Origin of the sequence: Roseinatronobacter bogoriensis DSM 18756, assembly GCF_004366635.1 — a bacterium.
Taxonomy (GTDB): Bacteria; Pseudomonadota; Alphaproteobacteria; order Rhodobacterales; family Rhodobacteraceae; genus Roseinatronobacter; species Roseinatronobacter bogoriensis.
Window position 1 is genome coordinate 149,699 of the sequence record NZ_SORN01000003.1, and the last position, 15,170, is coordinate 164,868.

General features: G+C 58.2%; 13 protein-coding genes. 6 read left to right on the plus strand and 7 right to left on the minus strand.

The features are described from left to right. Positions 1–8: 8 nt before the first annotated feature. The 6 genes from EV660_RS08950 to EV660_RS08970 all read right to left on the minus strand — a co-directional run bounded on the left by EV660_RS08950 (position 9) and on the right by EV660_RS08970 (position 7,319). Positions 9–1,313 carry a biotin/lipoyl-containing protein gene (locus EV660_RS08950; protein WP_071479820.1) on the minus strand — a complete coding sequence of 435 codons (1,305 nt, stop codon included), beginning with the start codon at positions 1,311–1,313 and terminating at the stop codon, positions 9–11. Continuing rightward, complete coding sequence (locus EV660_RS18825) at positions 1,303–2,298, minus strand: alpha-ketoacid dehydrogenase subunit beta (RefSeq protein ID WP_071479819.1); 996 nt, start codon at positions 2,296–2,298, stop codon at positions 1,303–1,305. Before EV660_RS18825 ends, EV660_RS08950 begins: the two co-directional genes overlap by 11 nt. A 12-nt stretch (positions 2,299–2,310) precedes the next feature. Beyond that, complete coding sequence (locus EV660_RS18830) at positions 2,311–3,288, minus strand: thiamine pyrophosphate-dependent dehydrogenase E1 component subunit alpha (RefSeq protein WP_071479818.1); 978 nt, start codon at positions 3,286–3,288, stop codon at positions 2,311–2,313. An 81-nt stretch (positions 3,289–3,369) separates the two neighbouring features. Then, the gene (locus EV660_RS08960) at positions 3,370–4,668 is read right to left on the minus strand and encodes a M24 family metallopeptidase (RefSeq protein ID WP_071479817.1); all 1,299 of its coding nucleotides are present in this window, start codon (positions 4,666–4,668) and stop codon (positions 3,370–3,372) included. Between the two features lie 72 nt (positions 4,669–4,740). Then, the gene (locus EV660_RS08965; protein ID WP_071479816.1) at positions 4,741–5,547 is read right to left on the minus strand and encodes an SDR family NAD(P)-dependent oxidoreductase; all 807 of its coding nucleotides are present in this window, start codon (positions 5,545–5,547) and stop codon (positions 4,741–4,743) included. A 23-nt stretch (positions 5,548–5,570) separates the two neighbouring features. Next, the gene (locus EV660_RS08970) at positions 5,571–7,319 is read right to left on the minus strand and encodes an extracellular solute-binding protein (protein ID WP_084635067.1); all 1,749 of its coding nucleotides are present in this window, start codon (positions 7,317–7,319) and stop codon (positions 5,571–5,573) included. 266 nt (positions 7,320–7,585) lie between these two features. On the opposite strand from EV660_RS08970, the gene EV660_RS08975 reads away from it, so the two are divergent. The 5 genes from EV660_RS08975 (at position 7,586) to EV660_RS08995 (ending at position 12,909) form a co-directional block, all read left to right on the plus strand. Beyond that, on the plus strand, positions 7,586–8,527 hold the full coding sequence (locus EV660_RS08975; protein WP_071481913.1) for a sugar ABC transporter substrate-binding protein: 942 nt from the start codon (positions 7,586–7,588) through the stop codon (positions 8,525–8,527). Between the two features lie 121 nt (positions 8,528–8,648). Further along, entirely contained in the window at positions 8,649–9,623 is a 975-nt protein-coding gene (locus tag EV660_RS08980) for an ABC transporter permease (RefSeq protein ID WP_071479815.1), read from the plus strand. Positions 9,624–9,631: 8 nt separating this feature from the next. Then, positions 9,632–10,621: an ABC transporter permease gene (locus tag EV660_RS08985; protein WP_184409754.1), complete on the plus strand. Its 990-nt coding sequence runs from the start codon at positions 9,632–9,634 to the stop codon at positions 10,619–10,621. Further along, positions 10,618–12,132: a sugar ABC transporter ATP-binding protein gene (locus tag EV660_RS08990; RefSeq protein WP_071479814.1), complete on the plus strand. Its 1,515-nt coding sequence runs from the start codon at positions 10,618–10,620 to the stop codon at positions 12,130–12,132. Before EV660_RS08985 ends, EV660_RS08990 begins: the two co-directional genes overlap by 4 nt. Before the next feature lie 171 nt (positions 12,133–12,303). Beyond that, a complete protein-coding gene (locus EV660_RS08995; RefSeq protein WP_071479813.1) occupies positions 12,304–12,909 on the plus strand; it encodes a LolA family protein in 606 nt (201 codons plus the stop codon). Between the two features lie 127 nt (positions 12,910–13,036). On the opposite strand, the gene maiA is transcribed toward EV660_RS08995, so the two are convergent. Further along, complete coding sequence (gene maiA, locus EV660_RS09000; protein WP_232727360.1) at positions 13,037–13,681, minus strand: maleylacetoacetate isomerase; 645 nt, start codon at positions 13,679–13,681, stop codon at positions 13,037–13,039. Positions 13,682–13,769: 88 nt separating this feature from the next. Here maiA and hmgA point away from each other — a divergent pair, with 88 nt between their 5' ends. Further along, complete coding sequence (gene hmgA, locus EV660_RS09005; RefSeq protein WP_071481910.1) at positions 13,770–15,131, plus strand: homogentisate 1,2-dioxygenase; 1,362 nt, start codon at positions 13,770–13,772, stop codon at positions 15,129–15,131. Positions 15,132–15,170: the final 39 nt, after the last annotated feature.

Consider the following 15,170-nt stretch of genomic DNA (forward strand, 5'->3'; position numbering starts at 1 on the left):
TCGAAGGGTTAAAGCAGGTGGCGCAGCGGGTCGCGCATCCGCCCTGCAAATTCGGAAAGAAGGGCGATGGCCTGATCGGGTGCCAGTTGATCTGGTGCGCATTCCATCACCAGCGCCAACCCCGCGCCCTTTGGCAGCAGCGTCAGCACTGGAATGGCTTCGGCACCCAGAGAGAGGGCACTCAGCGCGCTCATACGCAGATCGCGTACGCGCAGGTCGGGCGCGGCGTCTGACGGGGCGACTGCCGACAGATTGCGGCCGGCGGGCACATTATAGGCGCGACTTGCACCAAAGCGGTCGATGGCGACAGTTGCCGCGCGGCCCAGACTGGCCCCGGCAAGCCCCGCCAGCAGCGCGTCCGCATCGCTTAGGCCCCGTGCTCCGGCGGCCCAGATGGCGAAGGGGGCAAAGCCGTCTTGCGCGCATTCTGCCTCCAGACGGATGGTTTGCACGCTCATGGCCGCTTGTGGGGCAGAGGCCTGCGTCGGCAGGTTCTTCAACACCTCAAGATCGCGCATATGATAGGGCTGGGGGTGGCCTGCCTGTACCAGCCGCGCCAGATCCAGTCCTTTTTCCAGTGCCACTCGCCGCAGCTTGGGCGAAGCCAGAATCCGCCCGCCGGTCGGCTGTGGGGCGGGCGCTGTCGCAGCTTGCGCGGGTGGTGTAGGATTTGCAATGGATGTGTCCTCCTTGGTAGCTTCCGACGGTGGAGCGGCATCTGGCATCGGTCCGGCCGCCACCAGCCCGCGCGCCACAGGCGCATCTGGCTTGCTGGCAGAGATCACGGCCACCGCATGCCCGACCGGCACCGTATCGCCGGCCTGTGCGAGTGTCGCCGCCAGATAGCCCCCGACCCCTGCGGGCACTTCCATTGTTGCCTTGTCCGTCTCCACCTCAAACAGCAGATCGTCTGCGCCGACCTTTGCCCCCAGTTCCACCAGCCAGCCGACCAGCACACCGCTGTCTTGCGCCATGCCAAGCTGTGGCATGGTGATCTCGCGGCCCTCTGGCAGGGTGTCGGGTGCGGGGCTTTCTGTTGCGGTTCGGCCTTCGGGACCTGCATCTGCGGCATCGGCACTATCGGATATGCGCGCGATGGCCTGACCCACAGGCACATCCTCGCCTTCCCGTGCCGTCACATGGGTCAGAAAGCCGCTGGCCTGTGCCTCAACCTCCATCGTGGCCTTGTCGGTTTCGACCTCGAACAGCGCATCGCCCTTGGCCACCTTGTCGCCCGGCGCTTTCAGCCAAGACACGATCTTGCCCGCATCCTGTGCCATGCCCAGTTGAGGCATTGTCACCTCATGCGGCATGGATCAACTCCCCCGCGCAGAGCTTGCGCGCATTGGCGACCACCTGTTCGGGCGTGGGCACTGTCAAATCCTCCAGCGCGGGGCTGAAGGGTACCGGCACATCCATCGCGCCCATGCGCAGAATGGGGGCGTCCAGATGGTAAAAGGCTTTTTCATTAAGGCGGCTGGCGATTTCAGCTGTCACCCCATAGCTCTGGTGCCCCTCATCAATGACAATCGCGCGGCTGGTCTTGCGCACACTCTCCAGCAAGGTCGCTTCATCCAGCGGCACAATCGTGCGCGGGTCGATCACTTCGGCGCTGATCCCTTCGGCTGCCAGAAGCTCCGCCGCCTTCTCGGCCACCTGCACCATAGACGATGTGCCGATCAGGGTAATGTCCGTCCCCTCGCGCTTCACATTGGCCACACCGAATGGGATCAGGAACTCTTCCTCTGGCACAGGGGCCTTGTCCTGATACATCAGCTTGTCTTCGAATATCACGACAGGGTTGTTGTCGCGGATGGCGGTCTTCATCAGCCCTTTGGCCTCATAGGCCGAAGACGGCATCGCCACTTTCAGCCCCGGAATATGCGCTACCAGCGCTTGCAAGGACTGGCTGTGCTGCGCGGCCGACCGCCGTGTGGCGCCCATATTGGTGCGCAGCACCATCGGCACGGTCAGTTTGCCGCCTGACATGTAGTGCTGTTTGGCCGCCTGATTGCACAGCTGGTCCATGACCAGATAGATGAAATCGCCGAACATCAGGTCCACAATGGGGCGCGCGCCGGTCATCGCCGCGCCCACCGCAAGCCCGACGAAGCCGGGTTCCGATATGGGCGTGTCGATCACGCGGTCTGTGCCGAATTCCTCGACCAGACCGGACAGCACCTTGAACGGCGTGCCAGCTTCGGCGACATCCTCGCCCATCAGGAAAACTGTTGGGTCGCGGCGCATTTCCTCGGCAATGGCTTCATTCACAGCCTGCGACAGGGTTATCTCGCGCATTGTCTTTCCTCCTCAGGCCGCAAAAACATGCTGATCGACTTCCGATGCATCCGGATAGGCCGCGTCCAGTGCGTAAGCCACGGCTTCAGCGGCGTCCTTCTCGACCTCGGCATTCATCGCATCAAGGTCTTCTTCCGTGGCAATACCTTCGCTGACCAGATGGGCGCGAAACCGGATGATCGGGTCGCGGTTTTCCTTCCAGTCCTTTTCTTCTTCCTTGGAGCGGTAGTATTCGCGGTTAATGTCGCCGACATGGTGGCCGTGATAGCGATAGGTCATCAATTCCATGAAGAACGGACCCTCGCCCTTGCGCGCACGTGCCACCAGTTTGCGTGTCAGGTCATTGACCGCCAGCACATCCTGCCCGTCCACCTGATGCGCCTCGATCCCAAATGCCTCGGCCCGTGCAGTGATGGACCCTGCTGCGATTTCCTCGGTCTTGGTGTATTCCGAATAGCCATTATTCTCGCAGGCATAGATGACCGGCAAGCTCCACAGCGCAGCCATGTTCATGACCTCATACATCAGCCCCTGCGCGGTTGCCCCGTCGCCGAAGAAGCACACGGTCACATCATCCGAGCCCTGCAGCTTCGCGCGCAGCGCAGACCCGGTCGCAATCCCCATCGACCCGCCGACAATCGCATTGGCCCCCAAGTTGCCGTGGCTTTGATCGGCAATATGCATGGACCCGCCCTTGCCGCGGCAATAGCCTTCCGCTTTGCCCAGAAGCTCGCAGAACATCTGTTTGAACTCCGCCCCCTTGGCCACGCAATGCCCGTGGCCCCGGTGGGTCGAGGTGATGCGGTCCGCGTCCGTCAGCGCCTCGCAGATCCCCACGGCGACCGCCTCCTCGCCCGAATACATATGTGTCAGGCCGGGCATCTTGGCGGACAGATACAACTGGTTTGCATTGTCCTCGAATGTGCGAATGCGCACCATCTGGCGATACATCCGCAGGTAATCTTCTGTATTCGACTTGGCCTTGGCCATGCTCTCATCCTTTCAAGGCGACTGCCCGTCATTTTCTTGCCGAAAATACTCCCGCCGGAGGCCACGCCCCGGCAGGGGCGTTCAGTAGCGGTTTGCGATCGGCAGTTCTTCTGCCGGAAACAGGCTGATAACTTCGCAGCCTGTCTCGGTTACGACCACCTCTTCCTCGATCCGCGCCGCCGAATAGCCGTCTGTGGCGGGGCAATATGTCTCCAGTGCAAAGACCATACCGGTCTTGATCTCCATCGGGTGATCGAGGCTGACCGCGCGGCTGATGATGGGTCTCTCATGCAGGGCAAGGCCCAGACCGTGCCCGAATTGCAGACCGAAGGCGGCGTCCTCATTCGGGAAGCCCAGCGATTCCGCTGTGGGCCAGACTTCGGCCACCTTATCCGTGGTTACACCCGGTTTGATCATCGCAATGGAGGCGTCAATCCACTCGCGCGCCTTGACATAAGCGTCATTCTGCGACGGCGTGGCACGGCCCACATTGAAGGTCCGGTAGTAGCAGGTGCGATAGCCCTGATAGCTTTGCAAAATGTCGAAAAACGCTTGATCGCCGGGGCGGATCAGCCGATCGGTGAAGTTATGCGGGTGCGGGTTACAGCGTTCGCCGGAAATCGCGTTGATCGCTTCCACATCGTCCGAGCCCATTTCATAGAGCATCTTGTTTGATAGCGCGACGATGTCATTCTCGCGCACGCCGGGTTTCAGTTCCTCATAGATCATGTGATAGACGCCATCGACCATCGCGGCGGCTTGCGTCAGAAGCTGGATTTCATCCCAGTTCTTGATCTCGCGTGCGGCCAGCATGATCTGCTGGCCATCGACGACCTTGATGCCCTCTTCCTGAAGCGCGTGGAACATCGCCGTTTCGGCGTAATCCACACCCACTGGCATATCGGCCATGCCCGCATCCTTGATAAGCTGCGCGATCATCTTGGCGTATTTGCGCATCAGGCCGAATTCCGGCGGGATCGTGCCGCGCATGCCGACCACACCGGCAAGGCAATGATCTGGTTCCAGCCAGTCGGAATGACGCTGGTGGTGCACAGCGGCCGAGCCGAAATCCCACACATAGGGGCTGTCGTCACCCGTCAGCAGGCAGAAACGGCACATCTTGTCGCGTTCCCACTCGCCGATCTTGGTCGCGGTGACATAGCGAATGTTGTTCACATCGAAGAGCAGCAACGACCCGGCCTGCGAGTTTTGTAGCGATTGGCGCGTACGCGCCAACCTGTAGCGGCGCAGACGGTCATGGTCGATCCGGCGCTCAAAATCGACGGATGTGTGGCCCCATGCGGGCAGGCGGTCGCGCCATTCCCAGTTGGGTTCAAGATCCTGCGGTGTCAGCAGGTTGGGCATCAAGGCACGTGACATAAGAATGCTCCTTCGGGTGCGTCGCTCAACGCACCTCTGTCTAGGGATGAAAGAGGGTGAAGGCTGGGGCCGTTACTGGATGCACCAGCCGCCATCGATATGGATCATCTGACCCGTCATGTAGTCGCTGTCGGAACTGCACAGAAACGCGGCTGTGCCTTTCACGTCATCCGGGTAGGAGACACGTTTGATCTGAAGTGCGTCGCGCACAATATCGTCATAAGCCTGCCCCTCGCGTTCCTTGAAACCGATATCGACAAGATCCTTGTCCAACTGTTCCCATAGCGGGGTTACAACCACGCCGGGCGCATAACCGTTGACGGTGATTCCGTGTTCTGCCAGCCCGATTGCCCCGCAATGTGTCAGTGCAAGGCAGCCGTATTTTGATGTGCAATAGACTGTCACATCCACAAGCGGCTTGCGCGAGGCGATAGAGCCCACATTGATCAGCTTGTAAGGATAGTCCTGCTTGCCCTGCGCGATCATCTGGCGCGCGGTTTCCTGCATCCCCAGCCACATGGCCTTGGTGTTGACATTCATGATCATGTCCCAATTGTCTTCATCTATATCCATGAAGAACCGGGGCTTGTTCAGGCCCGCATTAAACAGGCCCACATTGATCATGCCAAAGGCTTCGACGGTGGCGGCGACGGCGGCGGCGTTGTCTTCGCGTTTGGTGACATCCATCCGCACGGCGATAGCGCGGCCATTGCCTTTCGCGTTGATCTGATCTGCCAGCGCTTGTGCTGCGTCAAGGTCCAGATCGCCCAGACAGACATTGGCGCCAAGTTCGGCGAAATGCTCTGCGTTGCAGGCCCCCATACCGCGCGCGGCACCGGTAATCAGTATATTCTTGCCTTGCAGGCGGGTGGTGTCCATGGCGTCCTCCTCAGCGCTTTAGGTTATTTCAAGGCGTCCTCTGCCCGGGACTGGGCGCGCCTTAATGCATCGCGCGGGGACAGTATTCCGCGCAGCATGTCGTGAAGTTCCTGGCCGCAAATCTCTATGATCTCGGCAATTTGCGGGATTGGCGGGCGGGGCCAGTATTGCAATTCGTCACGCAGGGACATGGCATCCACCGCCTCGAAAATGGGCGAGATGCGGCGCACCTCTGGATCGGCCCCGACCGAATAGCGTGGCGCGGTACGGCTGCCGTTCAGGATGTATAGTTTCTGTGCCTCGGGCGAGGTGAAGGCAATCAGCGCCTCGGCGGCCGCTGCGCGGCGTTCGGGCGCGATGTTTGCCGGAATGCCCATCACATAGCCGCCTACAGTTGCAACCGGCTGCCCCTTTGGCCCTGCCGGATGGGGCAGGTAGCCGGTGTTTCCATTGGCGGGCGAGGAGGGGTCACGTTCAAAATAAGGGGCAAGTAATGTATAGCCGTAGGCCATTGCAATCTTGCCCGCGGCATAGGGGCGGACGCGTTCATACCAGGACATTGACAAAATATCCGGGGGCGAGAATTCCATCAGCGAAAGCAGGAATTCGCACGCGTCAAGGGCCAGCGGCGTGTTGATCGTGGGGACAATGTCGCTGCGATGCGCCGTATCGGCGGCGAATCCGCCGGCAATCCTGTCCAGATTGACGATAGGCTGACCGAAATCTGCGCAGGTCATCAGGAACTGGTGCCCCAGTGCCGTGCCGCGGGCCGCATTCCACGCAATCCCGAAACGGCCCTTCTGAGGCGCGTGAAAATGGCGCGCGGCGTCAATCAGCTTGTCGGTTGTGTCGGGCGGTTCCAGTCCGGCCTCGGCAAACAGGTCCTTGCGGTAGAATAGCAACTCTGGCGTGGTCTGGCTGGGCACGCCATACGCCCGCCCGCCCCAATGTGCCGCCATCCAGCCGGCAGTGTGAAAATCTGGCGGGTCAAGCCGGTCTGTGTCCAGACATGTGTCCAGCGGGGCCAGAACGCCCTTTTCGGCAAATTCCCCGATCCAGGGCAGATCGACCGCGATGATATCATATTTGCTGATCCGGCGTTCGGCGTTGCGCAAGGCTTCTGTGCGAAGTCGGTCGATGGAGAAGGCGCGCTGGCTGATATTCGTGCCGATGATCTGCTCAAACTGTCGCTTGAGGTTCTCCATCACCATGAAGGTTGGATCGCCATGCACCAGAATGCGCAGCCCACCCCCAAGTTGCAACGGTTCTGGCAAGACTTGTGGTGGTGCGATTGTCTGGCTGGCGGGCACATAGGACGCGCCGAAATAGTATTCGCGTGCATCCTTTTCGGTGATTCCACCCGCCTCGGTGCATAGGCGCAAGATGCGGTCTGCAAGCTGACGCCAGTTGGTCATCAGCCGCTCGGTCGGGTGCAGGGAAAAGGATCGTCCCGACCTTGTGCGCGCGCGCTGTTCGATAAAGCCACATTCTTGCAACTGCTGCAATTTACGCCGCGCCGTTGCATAGGGAACACCAGAAGCCGAGATCAGCATCGTGGCGGTAATGATCTTGCCGCTAAGATGTGCTTTGAGCAAAGCAGACACCATGTTGAAATGGGCGTTGGGGTCCGAAATCTCCAATGCGGTGTCGAGTTCTGCACAAAGCGTATCTACAAAAGCCAGCGCGGCAGGAAGCGCGGCTTGCTCTGCCACCACCCCCTTCCGGATCATGCCAGAAGGGCTGGAGAAATTTTCTTTTTGAATATTTCCCATCTTCACGTCTGCGGTCTTTCCGGATTGGGGGCCAGATTTGGCAAAGTTGCTTCGAACGCTCATTCGCTCTACCTTCAATTTGTTCAGATTGGCTTTGTGATCATAGCGCATAAATGTTCAAAATGGCGCTTCATATGTTCATTCTGAACATTTTAGTTGTGTTGCGATGGTCCATTTGCGGACAGCATGAAATGACCGCAAAACGGCCCGAGTGGCGGAAGAATCCACCAAGGCAAGCGGCGATTTTCACTTATGGGAGGAATACCATGAACAAGACCATGCGCATTTTGCTTGCCAGTTGCGGGACGCTGGCTTTGGCAACAGCAGCTTCGGCTGACACTGTTCGGATCGGGATTACACAAAACAATGTCGGGATCGACAGCTACCAGACAACATATGAGCGCGCTTTCATCGCCGCAGCCGAAGCGAACCCCGATGTCGAGGTGATCGTGCTGGATGCGGGCGGTGACGTCGCGCGCCAGATCAGCCAGATGCAAGACCTGATTCAGCAGCAGGTTGACGCGATTATCATCTGGCCCACAGACGGCCAGGCACTGGTCCCCGCTGTTCGCAATGCGCACAATGCGGGTATTCCCGTTGTGGTCACAAATTCCAATATCGCCGAAGCGGGCATGGATTTCATCGCAGCCTTCTCGGGGCCCAACAATATCCAGCAGGGGATCTATTCGGCTGAGATGATGTGCGATGCACTGGGTGGCGAAGGGCAGATCGTGCAGATTACCGGGATGCCAGGCTATACAACCGCGATCGAGCGCCAGCAGGGCTTTGACGAACGGCTTGCAGAAATGTGCCCCGATGTCACACAGCTGGACATACAGCCCGGTGACTGGAACCGCGAACGCGCGCAGCGCACAATGGAAACCTTCCTGACCCGCTTCGACACTATCGATGGGGTCTATTCCGGCGATGACAACATGGGCGTCGGCGCATTGAATGCCGCTATTGATGCGGGCCGCGCAGAGGGCATGGTATTCATCGGCGCGACCAACTTTGCCGTTGGATATGACGCGATGGCGCGGGGCGAATACTGGGGTTCGGTCTATCAATCGCCGGTCGATGACGCAGAAGCCGCGCTGCAAACTGCCCTTGACGTTCTGGCAGGCGAGGATGTGCCGAAGCTGAACTATTTCGACACACCCAAGATCACCCAGGAAAACATGGACGAATTCGACCGCCCTGTTTTCTAAGGGAATTTCAGGGTGAACCGGGGCGGGCCAAAGCGTGGCTGCCCCGGTTTTGGCTGATGTCACAGCCATGACCTTCGCGCTGGGGAGAGCGCGTCGCAAGTCGATTCACGGGAGGAACCAGATGCTTTTGAACCGCCTCAAGGCAGGTGGCCCCGCGATTGCCAAACAGGGCATTCTCGTGGCCTTTATCCTGTTCATGATCGTGTTTTCGTTCATGTCCGACAGGTTCCTGACCCCTGACAACATCATGTCGGTGTTTCGTCAATCCGCGATCATCGGGGTCATGGCGCTCGGCGTTACAATTGTCGTGATTGGCGGCAATCTGGATCTGTCCGTTGGCTCCATGCTGTCCTTTGCGACAGTGCTTGTGGTGGATCTGCATGACAAGGTCGGGCCGGAACTGGCCATCCCGATCATGGTGCTGGCAACGCTGTGTCTGGGGGCGATAAACGGGTTTCTGATCGGGATACTCAGGCTCAATTCCCTGATTGTGACATTGGGCATGTTATCGGCCATTCAGGGGCTGGTGCTGATCTATAGCGGTGGGCAGAATGTCGACATTGTCGACCAGCGCGGCACATGGTTTGCCATTTTCGGGCGCGGGTCGGTCCTTGGAATTGCTGCGCCCATAATCATATTCGGGCTTCTTGCGATCCTGTTTCATGTGATCATGACAACGACACCATTTGGCCGCAAGGTCTATGCCGTGGGCGGAAATCCGACTGCGTCAGTATTCTCGGGCATCCCGCGCTCGCGGATCGTGTTTACAACCTATCTGATCTCGGCGCTTTGTGTGGCGGTGGCTGCGATCATTCTGGGCAGTCGGGTGATGGGGTCGCAAAACAATGTGGGCCAGGGCTATGAACTGCAGGTTCTGGCGGCGGTTATTCTGGGCGGCACATCGCTGCTTGGGGGGGCAGGCAGCATTCTGAAAACTGTCCTTGGCGTGTTGATGCTGGCCTTTATCCAGAATGGCCTGATTCTGATGGGGCAGCCCTATTACACGCAATGGCTGGTCACATGGGTCGTGATTATCGTGGCCGTCTGGCTGGATGTCGCAGCCAAGCGCGGCCGCCTGTTTTCACCCATAGCATGAGGCACACCATGTCGAACCTGACCGATATCACACCTTTGCGCTGGCTGATGCGCAACCCGATCTGGGGCTTCGTGCTGCTTGTCTTCATCTTCTTCAGCCTGATGTCCGATCACTTCTTCGACTATCGTAATTTCCAGAATATTCTGGTGCAGACTTCCACCATAGGCCTGATCGCGCTGGGCATGACACTGGTCATGATCAACGGCAATATTGACCTGTCAGTGGGGGCAACACTTGCGCTTGCAGCCGCCTTCGCTGTGGATGTTCAAAGCTGGGCCATGTTCGCAACATGGGGCAACTGGCAGATCTTGCCTGCTGTCTGCCTTGCATTGCTGGTGGGCCTGTTGATGGGGGCGATAAACGGTTTCATTGTCTGGAAAACCGGGGTCGATGCTTTCATCGTGACACTTGGCGCAATGCTGGGCATTCGCGGGCTGGTATTTGTCTATACTGGCGAATCCTCATTCTACGCGATGAATTTTGCCTATTCGGATTTCAGTGCGTTGTCTGTTGGCCCCTTACCGGTGCTGGCTGTGATCTTTCTGGTTTGCACGCTGATCGTGCATCTGGTGCTGTCGCGCACGGTTCACGGACGCAACACCTACGCTGTCGGCGGCAACCGCGAAGCTGCGGTGAATGCGGGTATTCGGGTCGGCCCGCATATGATGGTCAATTTCATGATCATCGGGTTTCTTGCAGCCCTGTCCGGCGTGCTGCTGTCCACGCAGATGGGCGCGGCAACCCCCAATCTGGGCCGAGACTACGAGCTGTGGGTGATTACCGCAGTGGTGTTGGGCGGCACCAAACTGACAGGCGGCAAGGGCGACATTATCGGCACGCTTGGGGGCGTGCTGGCAATCGGTATCCTGCGCAATGGGATGAACCTGATGCAGGTGCCCGCCTTCTATGTATATGTCATCCTTGGCAGCATCCTGATCGCCGTCCTGTTTCTGGACAAACGTTTCAACCGGACTGAAGATGGGGGTCTGCGCCTATGAATGAGAAACTGGAACCGGCCCTGCGCCTGAAGGGTATCGTCAAGACTTTTCCGGGCGTGCGTGCCTTGGACGGCGTAGATTTCGAGGTCATGCCCGGCGAGGTTCACGCCCTGTTGGGTGAGAATGGCGCAGGAAAATCGACACTGATGAAAGTGTTGGCAGGGATGTACCAGCCCGACGAGGGGCAGATCATCATCGCAGGACAGCCCGTGCGCATGACCACCCCGATCGAGGCCAAGGCGCAGGGCGTTGTGCTTATCCATCAGGAACTCAGCCTGGTGCCGGAAATGTCTGCGGCCGAAAATATCTATCTGGGCGAGTTGCCGCTAAAGTCTTTTGGGCGGGTGGACTGGACCACTTTGTATGAGCGTTCCAACGCAATTCTTGAACGGCTGAATTGCAATTTCCGCGGCGAGGTGACGGTCGTTAACCTGTCAATCGCCAATCAGCAAATGGTCGAGATTGCGCGCGCCTTGACCGTTGATGCGCGTGTCGTTGTTTTTGATGAACCGACCGCCTCGCTGACGGATGCTGAAAAAGTCGTGCTGTTCGAGATCATCAATGACCTGAAGGCACGCGGCGTGGGAATCGTCTATATCTCGCACCGGATGGATGAGATATTCACCCTGTCAGACCGCATTACCGTTTTGCGCGATGGCAGTTATCGCGGCACGCTGACCACAGCCGACACGAATGAAGATGAAGTCACGCGCCTGATGATCGGGCGCAGTCTGGACCTGTCGCGTGATACCGCCACACCAACGCTGGGCGAAACCGTGCTTGAAGTTCGCAACCTGACTTGCGCGCCGCTCTATCGGGATATCAGTTTCTCTGTACGCGCGGGCGAAGTGGTTGGGTTTTACGGTCTGGTTGGCGCGGGCAGGACCGAGATTGCAGAGACACTCTTCGGATTGCGCAGCGCCGATAGTGGCGAGATTCTGATAGATGGCGAAAAGGTGCAAATCGGCTCACCGCCGGACGCAATTGCGCTGGGCATCTCATTGGTGCCTGAGAACCGCAAAGAGCAGGGTTTGGTCTTGTCCATGAATTGCCGCGACAACATGACCTTGCCGCAGGTCCAGAACCTGGCCTCTGGCCCATTCGTGTCGTCCAGTGCTGAAAATGAGATTTTCGACAAGTATCGGGAGAAGCTGGAGATCAAGACGCCAAGCTGGCGGCAAACTGTCCGCGTCTTGTCTGGTGGCAACCAGCAAAAGATCGTCATCGGCAAATGGCTGTCGATGCAACCGCGCGTGCTGATCGTGGATGAACCGACGCGCGGCATTGATGTCGGGTCGAAATCCGAGATTCACGCCCTGCTGCGCGCGCTTGCCGCACAAGGTTATGCTGTGATCGTCATCAGCTCGGAAATGCCAGAAGTGCTGCGCGTTTCCGACCGTATTGTTGCAATGTATAATGGGCGGATCATGCGTGAATTCACGGCAGATCTGGTGACAGAGGATTCACTTGTTCAGGCTATTTCCGGCATCAAGGCAACCGAGGTCGCCTGACTGCTCCGGTCTTTGCCCTTTCGTGGCGGCGACACGTCAGCGACAGCGCGACACTGCCTTTGTCCAAATGCCTGCGCTGGTCTTGGGCGTCATCGGCAACTCTCTGCCTTGTGTTGAAAGCGTGAGCAGATCGCATCTTCCGCTTTGCTGCAAATGCGATATCTAGGGCGTATGAACATAAAACGCCGCTCCCTTTTGTTATCGCTGCCAGCGCTTGCGCTGGTGTTCCCTGCTTATGCACAGGCGATCCCGCTGTCTGAAATATCGCGTTATTTCAACAGCTTTTCGACTGCACAGGGTGAATTCACCCAGATCAACCCGGATGGCAGCCTTGCAACCGGTCGCATTTATATCAGGCGGCCCGGTCGTGTGCGGTTTGAATATGACCCGCCAGAACAATCACTTGTCATGGCAGGGGGCGGGCAGGTTGCGGTGTTTGATGGCCGCTCCAACCAAGGGCCAAACCAATACCCCTTGCGCCAGACGCCACTAAACCTCATTCTTGAACAGAATGTCGATTTCGAAAATCGGCGCATGGTGGTTGGACATAGTCATGATGGTGATACGACAAATGTCGTCGCCCAAGACCCCGAAAACCCCCAATACGGCTCGATCCGGCTTGTTTTCTCGGCCAATCCGACTGAATTGCGTCAGTGGGTGATCCGAGATGACACCGGCGCGGAAACCACAGTCATTCTGGGAAGCATGGAATTCGGCGGCACCCTGTCCGCGCGCTTGTTCAGCATATCTGCCGAAGCTGACTCGCGCCGCCGCTAGTGTTTGCCACCTGATATAAGATGCTAGTTGACGGCGTTGCTGGATTTTGCAGATCAAACGGCGCTGGGTGGCCCCGCAAAGCTAAGCCTTGTCAGTTATGCCGGGACTTTGTGTCAGGGGCAGAGGGTTAGGCAAGAGTGTATGTGTCCGGGTGTGCCATCCTGACGGCATCCAAAGCCAGCATTTCTGCTTCGATTCTGCTGATCTGTGTGAATTGGTTCATATCCACGCCCCAGCGCCGGGCATTATACACCTGCGGCAGCAGGCAGATATCGGCCAGTGACACCGCGTCACCATGGCAGAAACGGCCTGTCTGCGGATGATCCAGCATTGTTTCCACCGCGGCCAGACCCGGTCCTATATGGTCGCGCATCCAGCTTTCCAGCGAATACGTGCCACCTGATGCCGAGACAGCGTCTTTCGCCACACGCAAGTTACACACCGGCTGGATCTCCATCGCGATTGCCATGGCAATCGCCCTGACCCTTGCGCGGTCCCGCGCGTTTCCGGGCAACCAACCGGCAGCATATTGTTCGTCAAGGTATTCCAGTATCGCCAAGGATTGTGTCAGGCGAAGACCTTCAATCTCCAACGTTGGAACGATGCCTTGCGGATTACGCGCCAGGTTCTCTGCGGTGCTTTGCTGACCACCCGCAAGATCAATTTGCACGCTTTCATAGGCCAGACCCAGCAGGTTCAGCCCTATGCGAACACGGTAGGATGACGATGACCGCCAATATTCATAAAGCCGGATCATGCCTCTCTCCTCCATGCGCCCGGGTCACGATAACCTTGACATAGTTGCAAATGCAACCAATAAGGGGTGGCAAAGCTGTTCAAGTTGCACAAAGGGGGCTGCCATGACACGCCATGATCTGCCGCAGGGAATGGTCCGTGCGCCATCTCATTCCGGCCCGCATGAGGGCTATATGCCCGGATTTGGGAACGACTTTGAGACCGAGGCCCTGCCCGGCGCGCTGCCACAGGGCATGAACAGCCCCCAGAAATGCAATTACGGGCTGTATGGCGAACAGTTGTCGGGAACAGCATTCACGGCCCCCAGCCACCAGAACGAGCGGACATGGTGTTACCGAATCCGCCCCTCGGTCAAGCATTCGGGGCGTTTCACCAAGATTGACATGCCCTACTGGAAATCCGCGCCCTATGTGGACCCGGATGTGATCAGCCTTGGACAGTATCGTTGGGACCCTGTGCCCCATAGCGACCAGCCCCTGACATGGCTGACCGGTATGCGCACCATGACCACTGCAGGCGATGTGAACACACAGGTTGGCATGGCCAGCCATATCTATCTTGTCACGGAATCGATGAAAGACGCCTATTTCTTCTCGGCCGACAGCGAATTGCTGGTTGTCCCACAAGAAGGACGGCTGCGTTTCTGCACGGAATTGGGTGTGATCGATCTTGAACCCAAGGAAATCGCCATAATCCCGCGTGGTCTGGTCTACCGTGTCGAAGTACTTGAAGGTCCTTGCCGTGGTTTCGTCTGCGAAAACTATGGCCAGAAATTCGAACTGCCGGGCCGTGGGCCGATTGGTGCGAATTGCATGGCCAACAGGCGCGACTTCAAGGCCCCGGTTGCCGCATTTGAGGACCGCGAAACCCCTTCGACGCTGACAATAAAATGGTGTGGCCAGTTTCACGAATGCCAGATCGGGCATTCACCGCTGGATGTGGTGGCCTGGCATGGCAATTATGCGCCGGTCAAATACGACCTGCGCACCTATTGCCCGGTTGGCGCGATCCTGTTCGATCACCCCGACCCGTCAATTTTTACCGTTCTGACGGCGCCTTCGGGCGTTCCGGGGACTGCAAATATTGACTTCGTATTGTTCCGTGAACGTTGGATGGTGGCCGAAAACACTTTCCGTCCGCCGTGGTATCACAAGAACATCATGTCCGAATTGATGGGCAATATTTACGGACAGTACGACGCCAAGCCTCAGGGTTTTGTGCCCGGCGGGATGTCGCTGCACAACATGATGCTGCCACATGGCCCCGATAACAATGCGTTTGAGGGTGCCTCAAACGCTACGCTGCAAGCCGAGAAGCTGGACAACACAATGTCCTTCATGTTCGAGACCCGTTTCCCGCAGCACCTGACGCCTTTCGCCGCAAATGAAGCGCCGCTTCAGGACGACTATATCGACTGCTGGGACAGTCTTGAAAAGAAATTTGACGGCACGCCGGGGGTAAAGTGACGCCGCACATCCCCTTCCCCACCCCCCTTATTCCACAGG